Here is a 24,789-nt window from a genome sequence, read left to right on the forward strand (position 1 = left end):
AACTCAACTCCCCGGTGCTGGGCAACGCGCTCTACGGCACCTTGATGATCGACAATCCGGAAACCGGTGGCATCGACTTCAAGCTGGCGGAGGACTTCTCGTCCGCCGACGCGGGCAAGACCTTCACCCTCACACTGCGCGACGGTGTCCAGTTCTCCGACGGCAGCCCGTTCGACGCCGAAGCGGTGAAGTTCGGCTGGGACCACATCAAGAACCCGGCAACCGCCTCGCCTGACATCCCGCAGGCGTCCTTGATCGACAGCAGTCGCGTCCTCGACGACCGCACACTCGAGGTGGCGTTGGTCGAACCGGTCCCGAACTTCGCCAACGCCATCTTGCAGACGTCGATGAACTGGATTGCCTCCCCGGCCTCGTTGCAGGCCGGCCAGCAGGCCATCGACACCAATCCGATCGGTGCCGGGCCGTTCACGTTGGAGCAGTGGTCACGTCAGGACGTCATCAAGCTCACCCGCAACGACAACTATTACGACGCGCCGCGCCCGTATCTGGACAAGCTCGAGATCCGTGCCATCGGCGACGCCGATCAGCGATACAACACCCTCGTCAGCGGCGGCGCCGACCTCACCCTCGAAGGCAACTGGTCGAACATCGACAAGGCGAAGAACGCCGGACTGCAGAACGCGGTCGTTCCGACCGGCGGCGGCACCACTTTGGTACTGAACAGCACGAAGGCACCGTTCGACGACCCGCGGGCCCGCAAGGCCTTCGCGATCGCGCTCGATCTCGACGGCATCAACAACGCGGTCTACGACGGCACCGCCAAGCTGCCGCACACCCTGTTCGACGAGTCCTCGCCGTTCTACAAGAACATCCCGCTCGCCGACGAGGACCGAGCAGAGGCACAGCGCCTCCTCGACGAGCTCGCCGCAGAGGGCAAGCCGCTGGAATTCACGATGTCGCTGTACCCGTCGGGCAAGGCTTTGGGTGAGGCGATACAGACGCAGCTCAGTACGTTGAACAATATCAAGGTCAACATGCGCACCATCGACTTCGCCCAGGTAGGTCAAATCCTCGGCCAGATGGACTACGACGTGATCACGAACGCTGTCGTTTTCGGAGATCCCGAACCACGCCTGTGGTTCGGTCTTCACGGTGCCTCCGCAGGAAACTACAGCGGCGTCAAGGATGCGCAGATGGATGCAGCACTGGACGACGCACGGGTTTCCCAGGACGATTCGGAACGGGCGGCGGCGTATGAGGTTGTCCAACAGCGTCTTGTCGAACTGAATCCCGTCATCTTCTATGTCCGTTCTGCGCCCGGGGTCGTCGCCAACGGCAATGTCGGTGGAATTCAGCAGTACGGGATGGGGTCGGTACTTCCCGAGGTGCTCTGGATCCACACCCATGATTGACCCCCCATTCCTTCGGATGCGGTTCGGCCGCACCGTGCTGGACTGATCTGACCGATACCCCTCTGTGTCAGGTTCTTTCACCCTCTCAGCCCATGAAAGGTCCCCCGTGATCTCGAAAAGACGTGCGCTCCTGGCCGGCGCTGCCGCCGCCATGCTCATGCTCAGCGCGTGTAGCAGCGGAAACTCAACCGACTCGGCAACTGCCGGCGGCCCCGCCGGTGACCCGGTCACCGGCGGAACCGGCCGGATCATCGAGCAGTGGGAGCCGCGCACCCTCGACCCCGCACAGATCACGAACTGGTGGGCGAACTCCCCAGTTCTGGGCAATGCCCTCTACGGCACCCTGATGACCAACGATCTCGAAACCGGAGAGATCGACTTCAAACTGGCGGAGAGCCTCACAACCGCCGACGCGGGCAAGACCTTCACCCTCACCCTCCGTGACGGCGTCCAGTTCTCCGACGGCAGCCCGTTCGACGCCGCAGCCGTCAAGTTCGGCTGGGAGCACGTCAAGGACCCCGCCACCGCCTCACCGGACATACCGCAGGCGAAGCTGATCGAGAGCAGCCGCGTCGTCGACGACCGCACCCTCGAGGTGACCCTGGTCGAACCGGTCCCGAACTTCGCCAACGCCATCGTGGAAACGTCGATGAACTGGATCGCCTCCCCGGCCTCGTTGCGGGCCGGCCAGCAGGCCATCGACTCCAATCCGATCGGTGCGGGACCGTACACGCTCGAGCAGTGGTCTCGCCAGGACGTCATCAAGCTGACCCGCAACGTCAAGTATTACGACGCACCACTCCCGTATCTGGACAAGCTCGAGATCCGCGCAATCGGCGATGCCGATCAGCGGTACAACACACTCGTCAGCGGTGGAGCCGATCTCGCCCTCGAAGGCATCTGGTCGAACATCGCCAAGGCGAGGGACGCCGGCCTGCAGAACGCGGTCGTTCCGCTCGGCGGCGGTACGGATCTGGCCTTGAACACCACCAAGGCGCCGTTCGACGACGTGCGGGCCCGCAAGGCGTTCGCGCTCGCACTCGATCTCGACGGCATCAACAATGCGGTGTTCGAGGGCACGGCGGAGTTGCCGCGTACCCTGTTCGACGAGTCCTCGCCGTTCTACAAGGACATCCCGCTCGCCGAGCAGGATCGGGCCGAGGCGCAGCGCCTCCTCGACGAGCTGGCAGCAGAGGGCAAGCCGCTGGAATTCACGATCTCGCTGTATCCGTCGAACAGGGCTCTGGGCGAGGCGATTCAGACTCAGCTGAGCACTTTGAACAACATCAAGGTCAACGTGCGGACGATCGATCTGGCCCAGCTGGGCCAGATCATGGCGCGGAAGGACTATGACGCCCTGGTTGCGGGCCTGATGTTCAGTGATCCCGAGCCGCGCCTGTGGTTCGGTCTCCACAGCTCCTCCAGCGGAAACTACAGCGGCATCGCCGATCCCCAACTGGACGAGGCACTCGACAAGGGCCTGTCCTCCCAGGACGAGTCGGAGCGCGTGGCTGCGTACGAGGTGGTCCAGCAGCGTCTTGCCGAGTTGAACCCGCTCATCTTCTACACCCGTGCTGCACCGGGTGTCATGGCCAACGGCAACGTCGGTGGAGTCGTGCAGTACGGAATGGGGTCGGTACTACCCGAGACGCTCTGGATCCAGAAGTGACAAGGAGACGACAATGAGTGCTCCTCAGCTCTGCCCACCGAAAGGCAGCGAGAACATGGTTGATACCCCGGTCCTTCAGGTGCGCAACCTTCATACGTACATCGGTTCGCCTCGCGGCGTCGTACAGGCGGTTGACGGAGTGTCCTTCGACGTGGCGCCGTCCGAGGCATTCGGACTCGTGGGCGAGTCCGGCTCGGGAAAGTCTGTGATGGCGCGCGCCATCATGGGATTGATGCCAAGTCAGGCTTCCCTGACCGGCGAGGTGTACTTCCAGGGACGCAACCTCCTGACACTCAGCCAGAAAGACAGGGAGGAGGTTTGGGGGAAGCAGATTGCGATGGTGTTTCAGGACCCCGGTCGTTCTCTCAATCCCGTGGTCCGTATCGAACGCCAACTCACCGAGGGAATTCGGCGACATCTCGGTGTTTCGCGTTCCGAAGCGCACGGTCGCGCGCTCACCCTCCTCCAAGAAGTGGGAGTTCCCGATCCCGAGCAACGACTGCGCAACTATCCGCACGAACTCTCCGGCGGCATGCGCCAACGCGTGATGATTGCGATTGCACTTGCATGTGAGCCTGACCTGCTCATCGCCGACGAGCCGACCACCGCACTCGACGTGACGATCCAGCGGCAGATCCTGGATCTCTTGAGGAAGGTGCAAACCGAGCGTGGGATGTCGCTGATGCTCATCAGCCACGACCTTGCAGTGGTTGCCGGACGCACCGACCGCGTCGCGGTCATGTATGCAGGCAAACTGGCCGAGGTCGGATCGACGAGGGAGGTGTTCAACRCGCCCCGCCATCGGTACACCCATGCACTGCTCGGTGCAACGCCGACGATCGAGCACGAACGCCATGCACCGTTGAACTTGATTGCGGGTTCACTGCCGTCCCCCACCCATCCACCGGCAGGGTGTCGGTTCGCGCCCCGTTGCGAGGCGGCGGACACGGAATGTACGGAACTGGGCCCGACAATGACCTCTGTCGGTAGGGACCATCAGTTCGCCTGCATGAATCCAGCATCAACACAATCTCTTTCAGCAGTCGGAGGTACACCCCGTGGCCGGTAGCGGAACCGCGCATCTGCGCGGAGAAGACACTCTTCTCAGTGTTCAGGACCTTGCGGTCGAATACAGAACGAAAGGCGGATCGTTCAAAGCGGTCGCGGGTATCAGCTTCGACGTCAAGAAGGGCGAGACACTCGGCATCGTCGGCGAATCCGGGTGTGGCAAATCCACGACAGGCCGGGCCGTACTTCGCCTCGATCCCATAGCGGGTGGACGAATCCGCTACGACGACACATGGATCGAAGAACTGCCCGAGAAGCGTATGCGCGATCTGCGCCGGGAGATGCAGATGATCTTCCAGGATCCTGTTGCATCGCTCAATCCACGTCGAGCTGTCAAGGACATCGTCACCGAGGGCCTCGCGATCGCGGGTGCGTCCGCCGAGGACCAGTCCGAGGCATCGCAGACGGTGCTCGAGCAGGTGGGCTTACCCAGCGAGCGCTTCTCCTCGATGCTGCCACGTCAACTGAGTGGTGGGCAGGCCCAACGCTTGGCCATCGGCCGGGCCCTCGCGCTCAATCCTCGCCTACTGATTTGCGACGAGCCGGTCTCGGCCCTGGACGTGTCGGTGCAAGCTCAGATTCTGAACCTCCTCGAAGATCTCAAGAAGGAGTTCGATCTGACGATCATCTTCATCGCCCACGATCTGGGCGTGGTACGAGCGGTCAGCGACAACGTACTGGTGATGTATCTCGGTAAGGTCTGCGAATTCGGTGACGCCGTCGAGGTTTACGAAAAGCCGGCACACCCCTATACCCGAGCACTGCTCGATTCCGTGCCGTTGACCGATCCTGACAAGGGATTTGCCGGTCCCGCCCTCCAAGGCGACATCCCGTCTCCCCTGCGCCCGCCGGCCGGTTGCCGATTCAGGTCACGCTGCCCCTCTGCACAGGCAAAGTGCGCCGAGGAGGAACCCGTGATGAGCGAGGTTCGTCCCGGGCAGTACGCGGCCTGCCACTTCCCATCGCGTTAGACCGATCCCGAGACCGAGAATCCCCAGTGCCGCAACGAAGTTGCTGCACTGGGGATTCATCACCACGATCGGAGATCAGGTCATCGACGCGACGCGGACGGCGGCAGCCAGGTCATCGACCACTTCTTGTCGGCGCAGACGAGATTGCTTCGGCATGTTCCAGCCCAGGATGCCGGTGACAATCCCCTCCTTGCGATACCGAGCGACAAACCGGCGAGCCGACAGATCGCCGTCGACGATGTCCACCTCGGCATCTGCAGGGAGTGCGCCGTGTACCTGAATCTTCACGTCGAACTGATCAGACCAGAAGTACGGCACGGGCACGTAGGGTTCGTCTTCGCCGACGATGGCACCGGCAACTGCGAAGCCCTGTTCAGTGGCATTGGTTCGGTTCTCCAGGCGGACAAGTCCACCGAGCTGCTCATGATGCCATCGGGCCACGTCACCGACGGCGTAGATGCCGTCTGCCGCTCGGCAACGAGAGTCGCACACCACGCCGTTGTCCAGCCGCAAACCACTGTCGGTCAGCCAGTCCGTCGTCGGGATCGCACCGATCGCCACCACAACCACATCGGCTGGCAGAACCTCGTCCGTCGCCAGTCGGACGCCGGTGACACGTCCGCCTGCTTCCGTCAGTCCGACGACGCTGACGCCCAGTCGTAGTCGGACTCCATTGTCCTGGTGCAATTCCGCAAGCAGTTCCGACACCATCGGACCGACCTGCAACGCCATCGGCGCCGGCTGCGGGCCGGTCATTGTCACGTCGACGCCCAGTGCCCGTGCTGTTGCAGCGATTTCGGACCCGAGAACCCCTTCGCCGACGACGACCAGCCGAGTAGCCGTCAACAGGTCGGAGCGCAACGCGATTGTATCTTCGAGCGAGCGCAGCACATGTACCCCGCCCAGCCACTCCGTCCCCGGCAAGACTCGGGGACGCACTCCCGTCGCGATGACGATCGCATCCGCCTGCAAGTCTCGGCCCGCTGCCGTTCGCACCGTCCGGGTAGCCGGGTCCAGTCCGACCGCCGAGTCACCAAGGATGAAGTCAGCATCCAGGGAACTCAAGGCTTCATCCGTACGCAACGCTGCGCGGCCGGATTCCCAGGCCCCCGAGAGGACCTGCTTGGACAGGGGCGGACGATCATAGGGCGCATGCACCTCGTCCCCCAGGACGGTGATTCTTCCCGTGTAATTCCTGCGCCGCAGCGCTTCCGCGGTAGAGAGGCCTGCCGCTGACGCGCCCACCACCAACACCGCATCCGGGGACGTCATGCGAGTGCCGACGCCCGATGTAATGTCGCCATTCCCCATGCGTGACTCCCAATCAACTCTCTTGGCGTGTATCACCAGATAAATTAGACCAAACGTTACAAACAATTAGAGCCGACGCAGCGGAGGCTCTTTCACCATCCACACTCGCTGCGAATTCGCGGACGCCGGCCGACGAGTCTTGAATGTCCTACGGCTGGCCGGGATTGAGCCTGACGAACAGCCCCTCCGCCTCCGCGCACACCACGTCTCCGTCACGCAGTTCGGCACGCAGAACTCGCTTGCGCCCTTCCTCACTGACGAACCATCCATGCACGGTGAGTTCGGCACCGACCGGGGTGACCGACCGGTAGTCGGTGTGCAGGTAAGCGGTCCGGGAGTGTCGTCGGCCTGCCGAGTTCGCCAACCGACCCAGGACCTCGTCGAAGAACAGCGGGATCGCACCACCGTGTACCGCCCCGTTGCCGCCCAGAAAGTAGCGGCCGAATCGGACCGTGCCCCGAACATTGTTGCGGTCGGCCTCCCTGACGACAAAGGTCGGCGACATCGTCTGGCCTCGCCCCTGCAGATCCCGGAGGTGACCGAACACCTGATCCCGCTCCGGAACGGCAATCGGTGCGAGCCGCTGGCCCCACCGTTCCAGATCGTCGCGCAGTGCGGCCACAGTGTCGGGGTCCGGCCTTGCGGCAGTGACGTAGTCCAAGAAGTCGCGCAATCGCGCGACCATTTCACCGTAAGCAGTGTCGTTCTCATCGCCCGGCTTCACCAGCGCTGCCCATGAGTCGGGCACCGGAACATGGTCCAGTTCGGGCATGTCGATTCCGAGCCTCGCATTGTCATCGCGCATCGTTGTGCTCATCTCACCGACATCCCGCGCGTACTCCTGCAGTGCCATCCCGTACTCCCTTTCCCAACCCAGGCCGCTCGCCCGTGTGCGCGGAACAGGGTCCCAGCACACGGGAGAGCGGCGTTGTGACGACGCTGCCCTCCGGTCGAGTCGAGTTCAGGACGAAGACGAACAGGCCACGCCGGTCGCTGTCATTCCGCGATGCTGCCCGTGTGAAGCCGCGCGAGACGCAGACCTTCATGCTGGTCAGGCGCCTCGACGTTCCACCCACCGCACGAACACCAGCACGTGTAGTGATCCCCGTCGGGAATAATCCCCTGGCCATCGCAGGATCCACCAGTGTTCGCGATGCTCGTCATGAACTCGAGTGGCTTTTCCTCGAGTGCGCTCTCGTAGTCGCCGTCCATGTGTCAGACCTCGCTTTCGGAATCAACGCGGAAGACGGGCAACTGCCAACCATCCGAAATGGGATGGAAGTCGACCGTCAGACTCATGCCGATCTGCACTTTCTCGGGTGCGATGTCGACGATGTTCGTGACAAGCCGCGTCCCCGGGGCATCGGGCAGCTCGACGACAGCCGGCACCAGGGTCAGGTTCGGTTGCCCGGGAAACTTGTGCACGACCGCGAAACTATAGACGGTCGCGCGGCCGGACAGATCCACCCAGTCCATCGACGTCGACTGGCACTCCGGGCAAAACGGCGTCGGAGGCAGTCGAAAGGTCCCGCAGTCACTACACTTGGGCGCCACCAACCGACGCTGCTTCGCAGCCTGCCAGAACGGCTCGGTCGAGGCATCGGTGGCGATTCTTACCCTTTCGGTTGGAAGCACCGAGGCGAGGCGTGATTCGGTCATCGGTCACGCCCCAGGATGAGGCCGCTGATCGGCAGAGCCGCGGGCCCCCCGGTGACCAACGCGTAGTCGGCATCGTCAACCTGATTGATCGCAGTCCCGCGCATTTGCTCGACTCCCTCCAGAATGTGGGTCATTCCGATGATGTACGCCTCGGACAGTTGTCCGCCATGGGGATTGACGGCGACGGCCCCCTTCTTCTTCTGACGCGAGTAGCGGATAGCACCACTCTCCACGAAGGGTCCACCCTCGCCCTTCTCACAGAAGCCGTAATCCTCGAGCTGCATCACGACCATCGGGGTGAAATGGTCGTAGATCAGGGCAACGTCGATGTCCTGCGCGGTGAGCCCGGCCTGCTTGTACAGGCGGTCGGCCACCGACTTGTGACCGGAAGATGTGAACGTGTCCGCCGGCATGCCGTACCAGGTGAATCCACGGCCCCAGTCCCGTGATCCACCGTGAGCGGCCGACACCACTGGGACCGGCTTCTGCTTCATGTCACGGGAGCGTTCCGCGGACGTCGTGATGATCGCGATCGCACCCTCCGTCTCCAGACAGAAGTCGTACACGCAGAGCGGCTCCGCGATCATTCTCCCGTTGAAGTACTCCTCGCGGGTGAGGGGCGCCTTCTGAATGGCCTTGGGCCTGTTCAATGCGTTGTTGCGCGTCGAGATCGCGACCTCGGCGAAAGCTTCACGGGTGGTGCCGTACTCGTACATGTGACGACGCGCCAGCACCGACATCAGGTGTCCCGGACCCGCCAGTCCGGACGGCTGCACGAACGAACCGAGCGGAGTGGGCGGTTTGGCCGAGATCACGGTTCCGAGCCGCTGTTGTTGCTGCTGCAACGCCATGACCGTCACCACGACGGACGCGTCTCCGGCCACAATCGCAGCACGGGCAAGGCCGATCGCTCCGGCCGAGCCACCGCCACCACCGGTGAGTGTTGCCGTGAACCGAACCTCGGGGATTCCCAAGGTCTCCATGAAGTCCACAGTCTCCATCTTGTCGCCGTAACCGGCGCCGGCTCCCGAGTAGTACGCGAAGCCGTCGATCTCCTTGACTGAGATTCCGGCATCGTCACATGCTGCCAGAATGGCCTCGCCGGCAAGCTGAGTGATGCTCTTGCCTGCGGATTCACCCCTGCGGTAGTAGGGCGTCGCTCCGACACCGACGATCGCGACGTCACGGCTTCCCGAATCTTTCAGCATGCCGTCATACCCCACTGCTGGGAGCAGCCGGAACGTGCGGGAACAGCTCGTAGAACGCACCCTGGGTTATCCGCAAGCGGGTCTCGTCGGAGACGCCGTCGAACAACTGCTTGAGGGTGTCCTGCGTATGCCCGAAGGTTCCCTCCATGTGGGGGTAGTCGGAACCGAACATCACATTCTTGTAGCCCATGGCGTCATGCGCAGCGACTGCCGTCTCGTCGTGCTGGAAGGATGCGTACACCTGCGCCATCAGGGTTTCCTTCGGATCGCGCTCGAGCTTCGGGCGCACGACCCTACTGTGCTGGCGGTACCCCTCGAGCATGCGATCTCCCAGGAACGGAATCCAGGTGGCACCGCCCTCGGAGATCAGCACCCGCAGGTCGGGATGCCGATCGAGGGCACCGGACGCGACCAGTTTCATCGCGGCCCGCTGGCCGGAGAAGGTCGTCTCGGCGTAGTTCATCACGGCACCGCCGGGTCCGCGGTACACCACGCCGGCACCGCCGGACGTGACATCCACCGGATCCGTGCCGATGTGGAAGGCGAGAACCATTCGAGCGCGTTCCGCAGCGTCCCAGAACGGTTCCCATTCAGGGCGGTGCCAATCCGGTGCACTCGGGTGCGGCGTGGTCGGCAGGAAGACCGCATGGAAACCGTTCTCGGCTGCCCACTCGAGTTCGGAAACCGCGTCCTCGACGACCAGCGTCGAAACCTGTGCAGTCACCACGTAGCGATCCGAGACGGACACAAGATCTTCCAACGCCCACTCATTGCTTGCCCGCATGCACGCCTTGAGCAACTCGGGCGTACGGAACGTCGAGGACCACATCCCCAGCGACGGGAAGATGACCTCGGCCCACACCCCTTCGTGGTCCAGGTCGGTGAGGCGAGCCTTCGCATCCCGGATGCCGACCGCTTTCCGGGTCTCCTCCAGGAACTCGACAGCCGCCGAGGTCGGCAGTTTGCGGCGGAAGGTCTGACCGTCGACATGCACGGTTTCGTACTCGCCGTCCGGATCCTTCTCGGAAATCGGCGTCAGGTCCGCGAGCGCCTTCGGCAACCGGGTCGTCCACAGATCGCCCGGCTCGAGAAAGTGCGAATCGCCGGAGTTGGTCCAGATCTTCTGCATTGCGCAATCCTCCGAACATCAGGCCGCATGCACGCGGCGTTGGGGTCAACCGAGTATCTCACTAAGTTAGCGAGGTGTCCATACTTTCTAAGACTTGTCTATTATCTTTGCATCGAGGGAGAATCGTGGAGCGATCACGTCGACGAACCTTGCACAACCGACCAGCGGAGAGGCCAGACCATGCCACCCGAGAATGATTCCACCAGCACCAGGCGCAGGCACACGACAGGTGAAGCAACTCGTGAACTGCTGATGACGTCGGCCGAGCGCCTGTTCGCGTGGCATGGTGTGGAGGGAGTCACGTTGCGGGAGATCCAGATTCAAGCTGGTCAGTCGAACTCGTCGGTCATCGCCTACCACTTCGGATCGAAAGCCGGGCTCGTTCGCGCACTGATCGCTTTTCGGTACAAGACCATCGACGCACGGCGAACCGAGTTGCTGGAGGAGGCTCGTGCCGCGAACAACATCAGTGACCCCCGGACTGCGGTGTGGCTCATAGTGCGCCCACTGGTGGAAAGCATCGAGTCCGGCGAGATGTTTGTGCCCTTCCTCGCCAAACTGAACGAGAACCCTCGCTCGCATGGCGAGTACTGGCCCAGGCAGCTCGAGGATACAACTGTCGACGTCCTCAATCAGATACCGCTCGAAGTGGTTGCCGACATGCCTGATCGAGTTCGACGCGGTCGCGAAGTCCAGCTGTACAACAGTGTGCTGCACATGCTCGGCGATCACGCACGTCGACAGCATCACATCAGCGAGGCGAGGCTGAGCAGCTACGTGGACGGGTGGGTGGGGATGCTGACCGCGCCGGTCTCGGCGACAACGTCCAGTCTCCTGAAGACCGACGCGACCGTCCCCCGCACCCACCGCCGTTCGAAGCAATCAGCCCGCGATTGACTTGTCCCTGAGCTCCGCGATCTGCGCAGCGCCATAGCCGATCTCGCTCAGCAGGGCATCGGTGTGCTCGCCGAGAGTGCAACCCGCGTCGGCCTTGACATCGGACCGAGAGAAGCTGTTGAGCGGCGCGAGCCGCCGATGCTCGTCGAACACAGGGCTGACAGCGGTGGCCGTGTACCCGGCATTGTGGAACTCGTCCGTCTGCATGCACCATTCCGCCGTTTCCTGCGCGACGGCAACACAGCCCACATCCTGCGCCGTCAGAAGTGACTCCCACTGGTCCTTCTTCCGCGTGCCGAAAATACTGCTCAGCGCGGCCACCAGCGCTGCGCTGTTCACCCTCCGGGACTCGGGATCTGCGAACCTCTCGTCTCTGATCTCGTCGTACTCGCTGAGTGCGCGGACGAGCGGGGCCCACTCGTCTGGTTCAGGTGCTGCCAGGAAGACCCAGCCATCGGCGGCCCGGTACATGCGGTAGAGCGGGCCGAGCCCACGGAACTCGTCGTCGACACGCGTTACCGCCTGGCGGCCCGCATAGCTGGTGTTCCGCGAGATCAGGATCTGCGTGCAACTCGCCAACATCGTCGTGACGAGGTCGGCGAGCACGATCCCGCGTCGCTTCGCGTAGATGCCCAACAGCAAGGCGGATCCCGCGCCCAGAGCAGCGACACCATCGGCTTGCACCGCCGGAACCGTTCCCCCGGCGTAGAGACTGCGAGCACCGGTCAGGAGCTCCTCACGATCCTCCGGCCCCTGTCTGACCAACGGCGAATCGGTGACCGACACACCTGACGCCGCACCCATCGAAGGCGCGTAGGCCGGTCGGGAAGCGTAGGGTCCGTCGACGCCGTAGCCGACCGCGTTGAGGTACACCAGATCTGGATTGATCTTCCGCAAGGACGCCTCGTCGAAGCCGATCCTCCTGGATGCGCCGGCGCGGAAGCACTGGAGTACCGCATCGCACTGTTTCACAAGGCGGTGAAGCACATCTCGGCCCTCTTCGGTGCCGAGGTCAATGGCGATACTCTCCTTGCCTTGCAGCACCTTCGCGCCGCCGGCCTCGGGATAGGCCATGATCCCTCGGATCAGATCTCCGCCGAGGGGTTCGATCTTGATCACTCGTGCACCGAGGTCCGTGAGCAAGGTTGCACCGTAGGGACCGGCATACATCGCTCCGAGCTCGAGTACCGTCACCCCCTCGAGCGGGTACTTCTTGACACCGTCCGCGTTCCCATCGACCGGAGTCGTCTCAGGAGGGGCCGAGCTCGCGAATGCTCGCAGCTCATCGGAATGCTCACCGATGCGGGGAGCGGGCCGCACGTCGGTCAGCGGGTTACCGCCCGCATGCACGAGAGTTGAGGGCTGACGCACAGGTCCTAGGTTGGGATCGTCGACGGTGACGACTCGTCGCTCGTGAACCAGCTGTGGATGATCGAGCGCCTCGTCGGGGCTACGGAACTGCTCGGCTGCCACATTGGGGTTACGCTCGAACGTACTTTCCCACTCGGCCAGAGTCCGTTCCCCGACCTTCGAAATCATCTTGTTCCACCACTCGAAGCGCAGATCCGCATCGGGAAGCACCGGGAACCCCGCCCATTTGGGATCGGTCAGCTCCTCCGCCATGCCGAGTTCTTCCACCCACGCTTGCAGCAGCCGCGGTGCGCTCTGCGAGAACTGCAACCACGTCCCGTCCTTCGTCGTGGCCACGAGTAGTGCGAACATCAAACGGGACTGGGGGCGACCCTGATCGTCGAATGCCGCAACCTGGGATTCGAAAGCGTCCGGGTAGCGGTGAAGAATCATCTCGTAGAACCAGTTGTACGGATCGTAGGCACCGACACCCGTCACCAGATTGGATTCGACCACCTGACCCAGGCCGCTCTGTTCACGCTCGATCAGGGCCGCCAGGATTCCCTGCACGGCGGAATGCGCTGCACCGAAAGACGCGTACGGCACCGAAACGTAGGTGGGATCGGGCCCCGGAGCGAGTTGCCGCTTGGAGTGGAAGATTCCGCACTTGGCCATGACCAATGCTTCGTAGCTCTTGTAGTTGGACCAGGGTCCCTGGGTTCCCCACCCCGTGATCGTTGCCGCGACCAGGCGCGGGTACCGCGCGGACAACGACTCCGCGGTGAATCCGCGGCGCTCCAACTCCGCGGGCCGCATCGTGGTGACGAGGACGTCGGCCCGGCTCAACAGACCGTCCAGCACATCGAGATCCGCGTCGGCGTCCAGGTCGAGACTGATGCTGCGCCGAGACCGAAGCAGGCCCGGCCAACCGGACTCCTGCCGCAACGGGCTTCCCTCGGGCGCCTCCACCAGAATGACGTCTGCACCGGAGTCCGCCAGGAACTGGGTGGCCTGGGCTCCGGCCAACGTCGTGGAGAGATCGACCACGACCAGGCCGGCAAGGGGTGCAGGTCTGGTGCTGTCAGTTGAGTCGGTCATGATTCACCTTTGTGCTGTTTCGTTATTGGACAGAAGCGGCGGCCACCGAGGCTCGTTCAGCCGGCCCGGACCGCCGACAGGGTTCCCCCGTCCACCAGCAGATCCGTGCCGGTGATGAAGGATGCGCGGTCCGACGCGAGAAACTCGATCGCGTCAGCGGTTTCGACCATCGTGCCCTCACGCTCGAGGGGCGTGTTCCGGAGCAATTCGAGCTTGAGTTTGCCACTTTGGCCGGAGAATTCCCTGGCGCCCATGGGAGTGGCGATCAGTCCCGGTGACATCGACACGATGCGTGCACCCTTGGCGCCCCATGCGGTCGCGCGGCGCCTGCACATGYGGTTGATCGCGAACTTCGACAGCCGGTACGCCTGAACGGGCTGCTTCTCCGGTACCAGGGCTTCCAGTCGGTCGAAGAAGTCCGGGGCCAGCGGATCGTCCAGGACCGAGATGATCTCGTCGGTCGGCGGATCGGATCGATGAGCGGCAAGCGAGGACACGAAGATCGCAGCGGTGCTCTGCCTCGCCAGCTCCAGGCACTTGCGTTCGATGAGCGTTGCCCCGATGAGGTTCACCGTCAGCAGCGTGCGCCAATCCCCGACGGACGGCGACAGTGCCGCCACGTGCGCGAGGGTACGTAGTTGCCCCTGCTTCGCGACGAATTTTCCGAGTTCTGTGACCGATTCGGGATCGGTGATGTCACACTGCGTCGCCGTCACGTCGATGCCGTCCTCGCGGAGCACCGCCTCCCGGTTCGGATTCTTGTCCGCCGACAGGCTCGCCAGGACGATTCGGTGCGACTGACCCAAGCGACGCGCAGTCGACATACCCATTCCGCCGCCGCCGATCACCAACGCGATGGGCAGGTCGGGACGCTCGCTGACTCCAGTCCTCATGGTTCCTCCATTCACCTTCACTGAACTCGATCAGCGTTCTACCGACCGAGTTTCGAACTTCACACGACGAACTCGGCCGCCCCTTCGACGACCACCGAACCGTCGTTCTTCCGCAATGCGATCGCCAACTCGACGAGTTCCTCGCCGTCGCGTTCGAAGAGTCGCGCCACTGCCGCAGAGGCGACCAACTCGTCACCGCGGTACACGACGTTTGTGAAACGCGTCCGGAATCGCCGGACCGTGTCCTCCCCGAAGTGCTCCGTGCAATATCCCGCCAGCCAGCCCGCACCCAACATCCCCACACTGAACGCGGCCGGAAACCCCGCCGATCGGGCAAGTTCGTCGTCGTGATGCATCGGGTTCATGTCACCGCTGGCCCCTTGATAGCGCACGATGTCGGTCATCGTGACAGGACCGAAAACTCGATCCGGAAGCTTCTGTCCCAGAGTAAACTCCGTCATGACTTCCCCTTCTGCACGTAGGCTGACGTGTACCAGCACTCGGCTCGAACCTTGTCGTCGTCGCCGCAGAACGACACGACGAAGCGAACGATCACCATGGGACCGCTACGGCCGTGCTTGATCCGAACGTCGTGTAGCCGCTCGGACGTGAACAGGGTGTCCCCCGCCCTCGGCGGCGGCCCGTGGAAGACGTACTCCTGCTCCAGCGACAGCAGGCTTGTTATGTCGAACGGGACACCCGCCGTCGCACACGCTTCCGCGACCTCTGCGGAGCGCACGGTGTTGCCGATCGCTTTCCAGTACACAACGGTTGCCAGAAAGGTCGGCGGTATCGCACTCGCCGGATTGTCCAGGTAGGCCGGCCTACCCGCACCGGTCGCGGTGGCGTACTCCCTGACCTTGCCCCACTCGATGGGAAACTTCACCATGTGCATTTCTCACTTCGCAATTAGTACTGCAGTGCGCCGGCGGCCTGACTGCGCGGCGTCACCAGGTGGACGCGCTGCACGCCGGCCCTCGCCAATCTCTGCAATTCCGCCCCGACGGCCTCGTTCGGCCTCGACAGATCCTGGATTCTGAATTCTCCAGTGCTGCAATGCTACGCATCTCGCACTATGACATACCCAAACACTTAGTGCAATTAGTTATCTATGTCGGCCCCTACTGATATCTTCGACACAAGCCTGACCACCCGGGCCACGTGACCGGGCGATGCCACCCGGCCGAGCGGCCCCCACTAACGAAAGCCTTTCCGCAACATGCCGATCACGAGCAGCAGGACCCTCTTGCCGGGTGACGGAGTCACCCTCACCGCCGATCTGTGGCGTCCGGAATCCCACACGGAGAGAGGGTCCGTCGTGCTCTTGCACGGTGGCGGCCAGACCAGGCACTCGTGGCAGCGCACCGGCATCCGTCTGGCCGAACACGGTTGGCGCACTTATGCCGTGGACGCCCGCGGGCACGGCGACAGCGATTGGGCATCCGACCGTGACTACAGCACCGAGGCGTACGCCCGGGACCTCGGTTCGATCGTCGGCGTGATCGGCGAGGCGCCCGTTCTCGTGGGTGCGTCGATGGGCGGGACGGCCGCGCTCATCGCGGAAGCCGACCATCCTGGCCTGAGTCGAGCGCTCGTCCTTGTCGACGTCGTCCCGAAGGCAGAGCCGGAGGGGCTGGCGAAGATCACCGGATTCTTGGAGCGCGGACTCGCCGGCTTCGACACACTCGACGATGCCCTCGCTGCCGTAGTCGCCTACAACCCCCATCGTCGTCGACCGCCGCGTGCCGACGGCCTGCGCAAGAATCTGCGTGAGCGAGATGGTCGTTGGTACTGGCACTGGGATCCTCAACTCCTCTCCGATCGAAAGAAAACACTGGCCACGGCCACAACACGGGAGATCCGCGCGCGGGCGGCAGCACGAACGATCACCGTCCCGACTTTGCTGATCCGCGGCGCACAGTCGGACATCGTCAGCCCCGACGGTGCACGCGAACTTCTCGAGTTGATTCCCGGCTCGCGTCATGTGGATGTCAGTGGTGCCGGGCACATGGTCAGTGGCGACGACAACGACGTCCTCAGCGAGGGACTGCTCGAATTCCTCTCGGAGATCCAGCCCCGGCCCTGACTCTCGCCGGGTACGTCAGTCGAGGTTTACCCACACCGTCTTCGTCGCGAGGTACTCGTCCATGTGCTCGGCGCCTCCCTCTCTGCCGTATCCACTCATCTTGGAGCCACCGAAAGGAACGGCTGGGTCGAGGAGGTGGTAGGTGTTGACCCACACCGAACCCGCTCGAACCCGAGCGGCAAGTCGGTGCGCGGTGCCGACATTCTGGGTGAAGACGCCGCCGGCGAGCCCGTACGGCGTCGCGTTCGCACGTTCGACAGCCTCGTCGAGGGTGTCGAACGGCAGCGCGGAGATGACAGGACCGAAGATCTCCTCCTGCACGATCGACATGGAGTCGTCGGCGTCACCGAAAACAGTGGGAGCGACGAAGTTACCGGCGGCGAGCGCTCCGGAATCGAGACGGCTTCCCCCGGCTCGGACGGTGGCGCCCTGCTGCACCCCCGCGTCGAGGAAGCCGACGACCTTGTCGAGCTGGCGCTTGCTCACCAGCGGCCCGATCTCGGTCTCGAGGTCGATGCCCGGTCCGACCCGCAGCTCGCTTGCGAAGACCGAGAGGCGCTCGACGAATTCGTCGTGAATGGCACGATCGACAAGCAGTCGTGAGCCGGCGATGCAGATCTGACCAGAGTTGGCGAACGCCGCCATGGCCACGGTAGGCACGGTGGTGTCGAGGTCCGCGTCCGCACACACGATCAGTGGTGACTTGCCGCCGAGCTCGAGCGACACCCGCTTGATGTTGTTCGCGGACGCCCGCACGATACTCTGACCGGTTTGCGTCGATCCGGTGAACGCGATCTTGTCGACCCCGGGGTGCTCGGCGAGTGCGGCACCGGCTTCGACTCCGTTGCCCGTGACCACGTTGACGACACCCTCGGGAACCCCGGCGCGGTCCATCAGCTCGGCAATCAGCAGCGGGCTCAACGGCGCTTCTTCCGAAGGCTTGAGCACGATGGTGCACCCGGTGGCCAACGCGGGCCCGATCTTCCAGATCGACGCGGCGACCGGTGCGTTCCACGGGATGATGGCGCCGACGACACCGACGGGTTCCTTGCTGGTGTAGCTCAGCAGATCACCCGTTTGCGAGTTCTTGATCGTGCGGCCGTCCAAATTCATTGCCATGCCGGCGTAGTACCGCAGCATGCCGGTGACACGCGCCTTCTCGGCACGAGTCCGGATCAGCGGCTTGCCCATGTCAAGGGTGTCGGTCAAGCTGAGTTCGTCCCAGTGCTTGTCGAACAGATCGGCCAGGTCCAGCAACAGACGTTGACGCTGAACAGGTTTGAACCGACTCCAGGGACCGTCGAACGCACGGCGTGCGGCAGCTACGGCGCGGTCCACGTCGTCCGCTCGGCCTCGAGGCACCGATGCGAGAACTTCACCCGTTGCCGGATTGACGGTGTCAATTGTTTCACCGGACACCGCGTCGACCCAGGTGCCGCCGATGTACATCTTGCGGACGTGACTCTCGGACGGAGTGAGTACGTCTTCGATCTCTGTTGTGGTCGTCATACCAGCGACTCCTTCGCTTCCTGTCGGCGCCGTGCTCTGATGTCCTCTGGACGGGGATTCGGGGGATTCACGACGAGGATGGCGCGTGCTGACGGATCGCCTGATCCAGCAGGGACGCCGCAGGCCACCCGACATATGCTGCGCACTGCAACGCAGCTTCCTCCAGCTCCTCGCGCGTGAGATCACCGCTTTCCAGAGCAGCGGCAACATGCGCCGCCATCGGTTTCGCAGCCCCCACCGCCGCAATGCACGAGAGGGTGATCAGACGACGTTCGCGGATCGACAATCCGGGGCGCGTCCACACCTGATCGAAGAGGAAATCCTCGCCCGCTTCCATGAGCACGGAGGGCGAGCCACCGCTCTTGGTGGTTACCATGATCTTCTCGTATGTCGTGCGTCGGTCGCCCGCCTCGCCGAGGTTCTTTACCGGATCATCCACTGTTCTTCCGTCCGTCGATGCTTGCGCGACCCGCTCGTCACCGGGCGTCACACCGAAACATTAGGCGCAGCGGGTAATCCCGCCGTCGTCGATATTCCACTACATGGAACGGCGTCACCCACTCCTCGGTTGCCGTTCATTCCATCCAACGGAACCCACGGATGACACGTCCAACTGCGTTCGACACACTTCGGACATGGCAATTGAGCACTTCGGTCTGCTGTCCGACGAAGGTTGGGTCGACGGTTCGGTCGACCAGATCTCCCCCAGGAACTTCTGGAACGACGGCGGTCTCCTCGCCGATGCCCCTGTCGACGCGGGGAAGACCTTCAAGGGCAACATGTGGATCTCGACCAAGGTGGACACGTCCTTCCACTTGAACGGGCTTCGATGCGAGGCCAACTTCTCGACGCCTCGTCGTCACAGCAACCTCGACGGACTGATCATCGTGTTCGGCGGCCAGTTCACCATCACGTGGGACGAGGCCGGCGACGCAGCCAGTCGAACCATCGGTCCAGGCGAATTCTGGACCATCACGGCAGGTACTCCCCATGTCATGACCGCCGGCCCCGAGGGCGTGACCTACCTCGAGTCGTGGTCCGAACCGCTCGACAAGCTCGAAACGTATTGGCACGACGAAGGCTGGGCGGATCGCTGACTCGTCGCCCGTTCTCTGCGAACCGCCCCTGAGCTGCCAGTGAATGGACCCCCGGGCCGTGAATCCACGGCCCGGGGGTCCGACTGTGTTACCCGGAGACCGTCAGGTACCGCGGGTCGTACGGCCCGATTGTCCTGGCGTAGTCCATCTCGGCACTGAAGTTGCCAACCTTGTCGCTCATCACCCAGGGAGCGGTCGACCACGTCAGCGGTGCGCCCCACGCTTCCTCGACGAGGTATCTGTTGAGCTCGACCGAGGAGGCCTCGCGTTCTTGCCGGCTACGACGCGGATCGGTGGCATCGGTCAGCATCTTCTCGTATTCGGGAGTCACACCCGCCGGGTTGGTCCGGGGCCCCCAACGGTAGTTGGAACCAGCGGTGAAGCCGGTCCCCATCGTCGAGACCTGCACCATGGCCGATGCCTCACCACGGCTGAAGGACTGCGGGCCCTCGAGTCCGTCTTTCACGATCGGCGTCATCTTGATGCCGGCCTTCGCGAACTGCTCCTGCAGAACGTCGGCCACACCCGGAGTGACCGTGTTGACAACGATGACCCGGCCCAGGTCGATCCCGTCCGGGTGACCGGCCTCGGCGAGCAGTTTCTTGGCCCGCTCGGGGTCGTAACTGTAGATGCCTTCGAGCGACGCGTCGTAGCCCGGCAGGCCGGCGCGCGAGTACTGATAGCGGGCGTCGGAGCCGGGGAAGAGCGCAGCGACGATTTCCTGACGGTTGTATGCGTAGTTGATCGCCTTCCGCACCCTCACGTCATCGAGTGGCGCCGTGTTCCGGTTCAGGAAGAGTTCCACGCCGGTGCCGCTCGGGATGTTCACGGTGACCAGCCCTTTGCGGCCGTCGAGGGCTGCGACGGTACCGGGCACGAACAGGCCCAGATCGATCTGGCCACCGGCCATGGCATTGGTGAACGCCTGGGCGTCGGGAATGGCCTCGTACTCGATGCGCGCGATTTTCGCAGCGTTTTTGTCCCAGTAGTCCGTGCGATCGCGAACGATGACGAGTTTCTCTCCGGGAGCGAAGCTGTCAACCGAATATGCGCCCGAGCCATTGGTCTCGACAGCCGGGTTGCCGTGGGCAATCAGATCGGGATGCATGATGAAGCCGGCCATCTCGGCCAGAATGTACGGCATGACGTCGGTAGGGTTCGCCAGCGTGAGCGTGACTTGATAGGGGCCGGTAACGGCGACGTCGACAACCGGTTTCATCCGTGACTTCACCGAGGGGCTGTCGAGCGTGCGAGCCCGGTCCAGGTTGACCTTCACGACGTCCCCGTCAACGGGCGAGCCGTCGCGGAAGGTCGCATCCTCTCGCAGGTCGAGAACGAGCGCCAAACCGTCCTCGGAGTACGAGTAGTTCTCGACCAGCATGCCTTCGGCGGTTCCGTCCGCTTTCACGGTGAACAGCCGGTCGTAGATCATGTTGAGACCGAATCTGAATGTCACGATCTCACTGGTCGCCATGTGCGGGTCGAGGGTTTGGGTCCCGGTGGTCCATCCGGTCCTCAGAGTTGCCTCCGTGTTCGGGCTACCCGAACCGCCCGAACCGGAGTCGGTGGAACCGCAGGACGCGAGCAACCCCACTGCGAGGAGTGCGGCAGCCACACGGATCGTGCGCCGTAGAAACATAGTGAGCCTTTCTTCCGGGAACACTTGGGTCGCCGCTCGATACGACCTCACGACGGAGCAGGGCGAAATGTCCGCCTGCTCGGGTGCGACGCCGGAATCGCCGACAGCAGCGTGCGGGTGTACTCCTGCGTGGGGTTCGCGAACAGCGCAGCGGCATCCTCGCACTCGACGAGCTCCCCCCGCTTCATCACGGCGATGCGGTCGGCGATGACGCGCACGAGCGACATGTCGTGAGAGATGAACAAGTAGGCGAGATTTCGCTCCTCCTGCAGTTCGCGCAGCAGGTTGACGACATGCGACCGGATGGACATGTCCAGCGCGGCGACGGGCTCGTCGCACACTACGATCTCGGGATCGGTCACGAGAGCGCGGGCAATGGCAACGCGTTGCAGTTGGCCACCGGACATCTCGTACGGATAGCGCTCGAGATGATGCGAGGTCAACCCGACCCGGTCCAGCAGCGTCGCGACACGCTTGGCACGATCGGCTGCGCTGTAGCCACCCTGGGCGAGCATCGGTTCGGCAATCGAATACCGGATCTGAGCACGGGGATTGAGCGACTTGAACGGATCCTGGAAGATCATCGTCGCCCGGGTTCTGATCTTGCGGAGGTCGGACGCACCGATCGCGGTGATGTCGTCACCGAGCACCGTGATCGACCCCGACGTGGGCTCGATCAGTCGCAGCGCCAACCGGCCGACAGTCGACTTGCCCGCACCGGACTCGCCGACGAGTGCGAGCGTCTCACCACGCCGCACCTCGAAGCTCACTCCCCGTACCGCTTCGACGGATTCGGCAATCCGCCCGAGCAGGTTGCGTCTGGCCGGGTACGACTTCGTCAGTCCCTCGACGGCCAGTGCTGTGTCGTGAATGCCTGATCGGACACGGTTGCGTGCACCGGTCATGGTGGTGTCAGTCATAGAATGCGTCCTCCAGCGAGATCTCGCCGGTGCGGACGCAGCGCGCGAGATGATCGGGTCCGGTAGCAGACAGCGGGATGGGACCATCGGTGCACGCGTCCTTCACGTACGGGCAGCGAGGAGCGAACCGACAGGAATCCACGAACTCGTGCGGGGGTGGCACTCGTCCGGGTATGACGCCCATCTTCTCGGCATGCCGTACCGGGTCGGGCATGGCGTGTAGGAGCCCGGCGGTATAGGGGTGCCGCGGATTGTCGAACAGTTCGAGGATGGGCGCATCCTCGACGATTCGGCCCGCGTACATCACTGCCGCCCGGTCGCACACTTCCGCGACAACACTGAGGTCATGGGTGATGAGCAGGACACCGAGACCGAGCTCTCGTTGGAGTTCGTGAATCAGGCCGAGCACCTGCCGCTGCACGGTCACGTCCAGCGCGGTGGTCGGCTCATCGGCGATCAGTACGTCCGGGTCACACGACAGTGCCATCGCCAGCATGACGCGCTGGCACATGCCTCCGCTGAACTCGTGCGGGTAGGCGTGAACTCGCTTCGCCGGTTCGGGGATCCCGACGCGGTCGAACAGTTCGACGGCACGCGCCCATGCGTCCTTTCTCGAGCACTTGCGGTGCCGCCGCACCGCTTCGGCGACCTGGTCACCGACCCGGAACGCAGGGTTGAGACTGCGGCGCGGTTCCTGGAAGATCATCGCGACCTCGGCGCCGCGAACCTGGTCGAGTTCTGTCTCCGACAATGTGTTCAGGTCGCGGTCGTTGACAACGGTGGAGCCGGATGTGCGTGCGTTGCGGGCCAGCAGGCGCATGATCGCGAGCGACGTGACGGTCTTGCCGGAACCTGATTCTCCGACCAGTCCCACGGTTTCGCCTCTGCGCACACTGAACGTGACGTCGTCGACGATCCGCGTCCAGCCGTGATCTGGCGTCTCGAAGTCGACGCACAACCCGTCGACCCGAAGGACCGTATCCTGCATCAGCGCGTCCGTAGTGACCGTCATGCCTTGCTCCCGCCCTGGCTGCCCACCGCGTCGCGAAGGCTGTCACCGAACAGCGACAGCAGCAGGATCGAGGCGACGATCATCACGCTGGACGGAACGATGGTCCAACTGTTGATCGCGAGGTTGTCGAATCCCTCCTTCACCATCGAGCCCCAACTCGCGGTCGGCGGTTGAACACCGAGGCCGAGGAAGCTGAGACCGGATTCCGCGACGATCGCAACGGACACTCCGAAGGAGATCTGAACAAGCATGGGCGAGAATATATTCGGCGCCACGTGGCGCGTCATGATCCGGGCCGGACCGGCACCACCGGAGCGAGCGGCTTCCACGAAGTCCTCGCTGATCACTTCCCTCGTACTGACCCGCACCAGCCGGTAGAACCGGGGTGCGAGCAGCACACCGACCGCGATCATCGCGTTGGTCAGGCTCGGTCCGAGTGCACCGACGATGGCCACCGCGAACAGCAACGGCGGCAGCGACATCAGCACGTCGAAGACGCGACTGGTCACGGAGTCGAGGGCGCCGCCCAGGTAGCCGGCGAGCAGCCCGAAACCGGCACCGACGACGAGACCGATACTGACCGCCAGGGTGGCGGCGGCCAGGTCGACTCCGGTGGCAACCATGAGCCGGCTGAGAATGTCTCGGCCGACTGCATCGGTGCCGAGCCAATACTGGCCGCTCGGACTCTCGAGCCTGCGCAGCAGGTCCTGCGCCGTCGGATCCTTCGGCGTCCAGAACTGGGCCAGAATGCCGATGAACACCAGGAGCATCAGGCCGACGAGGCAGATCATCCCGACCCGATCCTGCAGGAGACGCCTGACCGTCCGGCCGGGCGTGTACCCGAACATCTTCCTGGTGCGCTTCGCCTTCGTCACTATGGTCATCTGTTTCGAATCCTCGGGTTCAGGTAGCCGTACGAGATGTCGACCAGCAAGGTCACGAGCAGAACGATCACGCCGCTCACCAGGACGACACCCTGCATCGTCGGGATGTCACGGTTGATGACGGCGGTGACACCGAGCTGACCGAAACCCTGGATGTTGAAGATCGCCTCGACGATCACGGCAGCACCGACGACGCGTCCGACGTTCAGGCCGAGCACGGTGATGTAGGGAACCGCGGCGTTCTTCGCGGCGTGCTTGCCCACGAGCATCATCTTGCTCAGGCCCTTCGCACGGGCGGTCCGAATGTAGTCCTGCTCGAGTGCGTCGATCATTCCGCCGCGGGCCTGTCGGACGAGTTCGGCGAGGCTGATGCTCGCAATGGCGACGGCAGGGAGCGTTGCGTACATCAGCCACTCGCTCAGCCCGTCACTCAGCGGTGCATATCCGGTGGGAGGGAAGAGCTGTAGACCGTCCAGAGCAAACCACTTCACCAGGATCGCAGCAAGGACGAAGGGAGGTACGGCGAGAATGAACACCGAAGTGCCGGTGAGGAGCCGGTCGAACGCGCTGTCGCGTTTCACGGCGGCGAGGATTCCGAGCGGGATGCTCAGGATCACCACCATGAGCATCGCGAACAGGCCGATGGAGAGTGTCCTCGGAAGCCGGCGGGCGATGATGTCCGTGACGGGCTCGTTGGTGGAGAACGACACTCCGAGGTCGCCGTGCAGCGCGTTCCACACGTACGTCAGATACTGGTGCCATACCGGTTGGTCGAGCCCGAGACGTACCCGGACCGCCTCGACGGCCTCCGGTGAGGCCTCCGCACCGGCGATGATCGCGGCCGGGTCTCCCGGTGCGATTTCGACGAGCAGAAACACGATGATCGTCAGGATCAGAAGCATCGGCAGGACCGCCAGTAGTCGTGATGCCATGAACCTCAACATGAAAGACCCTTCGTCCGGCCATGCGTGAAGTGTGGATACAAGACACGAATTCGAATGCAAACGGGGAACGCC

General features: G+C 63.5%; 24 protein-coding genes. 7 read left to right on the plus strand and 17 right to left on the minus strand.

The annotated features are described in order from the left end of the window. The 4 genes from AC1DWT_RS30855 to AC1DWT_RS30870 all read left to right on the plus strand — a co-directional run. The coding region (locus AC1DWT_RS30855; protein ID WP_477923552.1) for an ABC transporter substrate-binding protein at positions 1-1,373 on the plus strand (1,373 nt) is incomplete at its 5' end. A 106-nt stretch (positions 1,374-1,479) separates the two neighbouring features. Continuing rightward, complete coding sequence (locus tag AC1DWT_RS30860; RefSeq protein ID WP_257015506.1) at positions 1,480-3,042, plus strand: ABC transporter substrate-binding protein; 1,563 nt, start codon at positions 1,480-1,482, stop codon at positions 3,040-3,042. 13 nt (positions 3,043-3,055) lie between these two features. Continuing rightward, positions 3,056-4,111 carry an ABC transporter ATP-binding protein gene (locus AC1DWT_RS30865; RefSeq protein WP_477923555.1) on the plus strand — a complete coding sequence of 352 codons (1,056 nt, stop codon included), beginning with the start codon at positions 3,056-3,058 and terminating at the stop codon, positions 4,109-4,111. Continuing rightward, on the plus strand, positions 4,101-5,081 hold the full coding sequence (locus AC1DWT_RS30870; RefSeq protein ID WP_095861955.1) for an ABC transporter ATP-binding protein: 981 nt from the start codon (positions 4,101-4,103) through the stop codon (positions 5,079-5,081). The genes AC1DWT_RS30865 and AC1DWT_RS30870 overlap by 11 nt, the downstream gene beginning before the upstream one ends. Before the next feature lie 75 nt (positions 5,082-5,156). Here AC1DWT_RS30870 and AC1DWT_RS30875 read toward each other — a convergent pair whose 3' ends face one another. The 6 genes from AC1DWT_RS30875 to AC1DWT_RS30900 form a co-directional block, all read right to left on the minus strand. Further along, positions 5,157-6,392, minus strand: a complete 1,236-nt coding sequence (locus AC1DWT_RS30875) for an NAD(P)/FAD-dependent oxidoreductase (protein WP_477923557.1) — start codon at positions 6,390-6,392, stop codon at positions 5,157-5,159. A 148-nt stretch (positions 6,393-6,540) separates the two neighbouring features. Beyond that, the gene (locus AC1DWT_RS30880; RefSeq protein ID WP_257015503.1) at positions 6,541-7,245 is read right to left on the minus strand and encodes a PaaI family thioesterase; all 705 of its coding nucleotides are present in this window, start codon (positions 7,243-7,245) and stop codon (positions 6,541-6,543) included. A 143-nt stretch (positions 7,246-7,388) separates the two neighbouring features. After that, positions 7,389-7,604, minus strand: coding sequence for a hypothetical protein (locus AC1DWT_RS30885; RefSeq protein ID WP_095861953.1), 216 nt, complete (start codon positions 7,602-7,604; stop codon positions 7,389-7,391). 3 nt (positions 7,605-7,607) lie between these two features. Further along, positions 7,608-8,051, minus strand: a complete 444-nt coding sequence (locus tag AC1DWT_RS30890) for a Zn-ribbon domain-containing OB-fold protein (protein WP_095861952.1) — start codon at positions 8,049-8,051, stop codon at positions 7,608-7,610. Next, positions 8,048-9,259 carry a thiolase C-terminal domain-containing protein gene (locus AC1DWT_RS30895; RefSeq protein WP_095862674.1) on the minus strand — a complete coding sequence of 404 codons (1,212 nt, stop codon included), beginning with the start codon at positions 9,257-9,259 and terminating at the stop codon, positions 8,048-8,050. Before AC1DWT_RS30895 ends, AC1DWT_RS30890 begins: the two co-directional genes overlap by 4 nt. 4 nt (positions 9,260-9,263) lie before the next feature. Continuing rightward, positions 9,264-10,388, minus strand: a complete 1,125-nt coding sequence (locus tag AC1DWT_RS30900) for an amidohydrolase family protein (protein WP_095861951.1) — start codon at positions 10,386-10,388, stop codon at positions 9,264-9,266. A gap of 27 nt (positions 10,389-10,415) precedes the next feature. On the opposite strand from AC1DWT_RS30900, the gene AC1DWT_RS30905 reads away from it, so the two are divergent. Further along, a complete protein-coding gene (locus AC1DWT_RS30905; RefSeq protein WP_477923560.1) occupies positions 10,416-11,285 on the plus strand; it encodes a TetR/AcrR family transcriptional regulator in 870 nt (289 codons plus the stop codon). On the opposite strand, the gene AC1DWT_RS30910 is transcribed toward AC1DWT_RS30905, so the two are convergent. Genes AC1DWT_RS30910 through AC1DWT_RS30925 form a run of 4 tightly spaced genes read right to left on the minus strand, consistent with a single transcriptional unit; the run spans position 11,271 to position 15,515 of the window. After that, positions 11,271-13,733, minus strand: coding sequence for a CaiB/BaiF CoA-transferase family protein (locus tag AC1DWT_RS30910; RefSeq protein ID WP_477923561.1), 2,463 nt, complete (start codon positions 13,731-13,733; stop codon positions 11,271-11,273). The two genes, AC1DWT_RS30905 and AC1DWT_RS30910, sit on opposite strands and share 15 nt — an antisense overlap. A gap of 56 nt (positions 13,734-13,789) precedes the next feature. Further along, a complete protein-coding gene (locus AC1DWT_RS30915; protein ID WP_477923563.1) occupies positions 13,790-14,626 on the minus strand; it encodes an SDR family oxidoreductase in 837 nt (278 codons plus the stop codon). A 59-nt stretch (positions 14,627-14,685) separates the two neighbouring features. Continuing rightward, positions 14,686-15,087, minus strand: coding sequence for a MaoC/PaaZ C-terminal domain-containing protein (locus AC1DWT_RS30920; protein WP_095861947.1), 402 nt, complete (start codon positions 15,085-15,087; stop codon positions 14,686-14,688). Next, positions 15,084-15,515: an FAS1-like dehydratase domain-containing protein gene (locus tag AC1DWT_RS30925; protein ID WP_179377590.1), complete on the minus strand. Its 432-nt coding sequence runs from the start codon at positions 15,513-15,515 to the stop codon at positions 15,084-15,086. Before AC1DWT_RS30925 ends, AC1DWT_RS30920 begins: the two co-directional genes overlap by 4 nt. Before the next feature lie 330 nt (positions 15,516-15,845). On the opposite strand from AC1DWT_RS30925, the gene AC1DWT_RS30930 reads away from it, so the two are divergent. Continuing rightward, positions 15,846-16,712 carry an alpha/beta fold hydrolase gene (locus tag AC1DWT_RS30930; RefSeq protein WP_477923564.1) on the plus strand — a complete coding sequence of 289 codons (867 nt, stop codon included), beginning with the start codon at positions 15,846-15,848 and terminating at the stop codon, positions 16,710-16,712. 15 nt (positions 16,713-16,727) lie between these two features. Here AC1DWT_RS30930 and AC1DWT_RS30935 read toward each other — a convergent pair whose 3' ends face one another. Further along, positions 16,728-18,221: an aldehyde dehydrogenase family protein gene (locus AC1DWT_RS30935; RefSeq protein WP_477923565.1), complete on the minus strand. Its 1,494-nt coding sequence runs from the start codon at positions 18,219-18,221 to the stop codon at positions 16,728-16,730. Between the two features lie 67 nt (positions 18,222-18,288). Further along, positions 18,289-18,711: a carboxymuconolactone decarboxylase family protein gene (locus AC1DWT_RS30940; RefSeq protein WP_477923567.1), complete on the minus strand. Its 423-nt coding sequence runs from the start codon at positions 18,709-18,711 to the stop codon at positions 18,289-18,291. A 145-nt stretch (positions 18,712-18,856) separates the two neighbouring features. Here AC1DWT_RS30940 and AC1DWT_RS30945 point away from each other — a divergent pair, with 145 nt between their 5' ends. Continuing rightward, positions 18,857-19,318, plus strand: a complete 462-nt coding sequence (locus AC1DWT_RS30945) for a hypothetical protein (protein ID WP_095861943.1) — start codon at positions 18,857-18,859, stop codon at positions 19,316-19,318. 88 nt (positions 19,319-19,406) lie between these two features. Here the strand turns inward: AC1DWT_RS30945 and AC1DWT_RS30950 are convergent, their stop codons facing one another. The 5 genes from AC1DWT_RS30950 to AC1DWT_RS30970 form a co-directional block, all read right to left on the minus strand. Continuing rightward, positions 19,407-20,774 (minus strand): ABC transporter substrate-binding protein, encoded by a 1,368-nt coding sequence (locus AC1DWT_RS30950; protein WP_477923568.1) that lies wholly within the window; start codon positions 20,772-20,774, stop codon positions 19,407-19,409. A 230-nt stretch (positions 20,775-21,004) separates the two neighbouring features. Beyond that, complete coding sequence (locus AC1DWT_RS30955; RefSeq protein ID WP_477923570.1) at positions 21,005-21,877, minus strand: ATP-binding cassette domain-containing protein; 873 nt, start codon at positions 21,875-21,877, stop codon at positions 21,005-21,007. Next, entirely contained in the window at positions 21,870-22,889 is a 1,020-nt protein-coding gene (locus AC1DWT_RS30960; protein ID WP_378685094.1) for an ABC transporter ATP-binding protein, read from the minus strand. Before AC1DWT_RS30960 ends, AC1DWT_RS30955 begins: the two co-directional genes overlap by 8 nt. Continuing rightward, positions 22,886-23,773 (minus strand): ABC transporter permease, encoded by an 888-nt coding sequence (locus AC1DWT_RS30965; RefSeq protein WP_477923571.1) that lies wholly within the window; start codon positions 23,771-23,773, stop codon positions 22,886-22,888. The genes AC1DWT_RS30960 and AC1DWT_RS30965 overlap by 4 nt, the downstream gene beginning before the upstream one ends. Continuing rightward, positions 23,770-24,705: an ABC transporter permease gene (locus tag AC1DWT_RS30970; RefSeq protein WP_179377588.1), complete on the minus strand. Its 936-nt coding sequence runs from the start codon at positions 24,703-24,705 to the stop codon at positions 23,770-23,772. Before AC1DWT_RS30970 ends, AC1DWT_RS30965 begins: the two co-directional genes overlap by 4 nt. Positions 24,706-24,789: the final 84 nt, after the last annotated feature.

The organism is Rhodococcus sp. P4_B6 (assembly GCF_056402215.1).

What these genes read in the sequence shown, in the direction of transcription:
- AC1DWT_RS30930 (WP_477923564.1), top strand. Translation starts at nt 15,846, where the DNA reads ATGCCGATCACGAGCAGCAGGACCCTCTTGCCGGGTGACGGAGTCACC.
- AC1DWT_RS30875 (WP_477923557.1), bottom strand. Translation starts at nt 6,392, where the DNA reads ATGGGGAATGGCGACATTACATCGGGCGTCGGCACTCGCATGACGTCC.
- AC1DWT_RS30925 (WP_179377590.1), bottom strand. Translation starts at nt 15,515, where the DNA reads ATGGTGAAGTTTCCCATCGAGTGGGGCAAGGTCAGGGAGTACGCCACC.
- AC1DWT_RS30885 (WP_095861953.1), bottom strand. Translation starts at nt 7,604, where the DNA reads ATGGACGGCGACTACGAGAGCGCACTCGAGGAAAAGCCACTCGAGTTC.
- AC1DWT_RS30880 (WP_257015503.1), bottom strand. Translation starts at nt 7,245, where the DNA reads ATGGCACTGCAGGAGTACGCGCGGGATGTCGGTGAGATGAGCACAACG.
- AC1DWT_RS30900 (WP_095861951.1), bottom strand. Translation starts at nt 10,388, where the DNA reads ATGCAGAAGATCTGGACCAACTCCGGCGATTCGCACTTTCTCGAGCCG.
- AC1DWT_RS30960 (WP_378685094.1), bottom strand. Translation starts at nt 22,889, where the DNA reads ATGACGGTCACTACGGACGCGCTGATGCAGGATACGGTCCTTCGGGTC.
- AC1DWT_RS30945 (WP_095861943.1), top strand. Translation starts at nt 18,857, where the DNA reads ATGGCAATTGAGCACTTCGGTCTGCTGTCCGACGAAGGTTGGGTCGAC.
- AC1DWT_RS30905 (WP_477923560.1), top strand. Translation starts at nt 10,416, where the DNA reads ATGCACGCGGCGTTGGGGTCAACCGAGTATCTCACTAAGTTAGCGAGG.
- AC1DWT_RS30910 (WP_477923561.1), bottom strand. Translation starts at nt 13,733, where the DNA reads ATGACCGACTCAACTGACAGCACCAGACCTGCACCCCTTGCCGGCCTG.
- AC1DWT_RS30935 (WP_477923565.1), bottom strand. Translation starts at nt 18,221, where the DNA reads ATGACGACCACAACAGAGATCGAAGACGTACTCACTCCGTCCGAGAGT.
- AC1DWT_RS30895 (WP_095862674.1), bottom strand. Translation starts at nt 9,259, where the DNA reads ATGCTGAAAGATTCGGGAAGCCGTGACGTCGCGATCGTCGGTGTCGGA.
- AC1DWT_RS30955 (WP_477923570.1), bottom strand. Translation starts at nt 21,877, where the DNA reads ATGACTGACACCACCATGACCGGTGCACGCAACCGTGTCCGATCAGGC.
- AC1DWT_RS30890 (WP_095861952.1), bottom strand. Translation starts at nt 8,051, where the DNA reads ATGACCGAATCACGCCTCGCCTCGGTGCTTCCAACCGAAAGGGTAAGA.
- AC1DWT_RS30920 (WP_095861947.1), bottom strand. Translation starts at nt 15,087, where the DNA reads ATGACGGAGTTTACTCTGGGACAGAAGCTTCCGGATCGAGTTTTCGGT.
- AC1DWT_RS30970 (WP_179377588.1), bottom strand. Translation starts at nt 24,705, where the DNA reads ATGGCATCACGACTACTGGCGGTCCTGCCGATGCTTCTGATCCTGACG.
- AC1DWT_RS30965 (WP_477923571.1), bottom strand. Translation starts at nt 23,773, where the DNA reads ATGACCATAGTGACGAAGGCGAAGCGCACCAGGAAGATGTTCGGGTAC.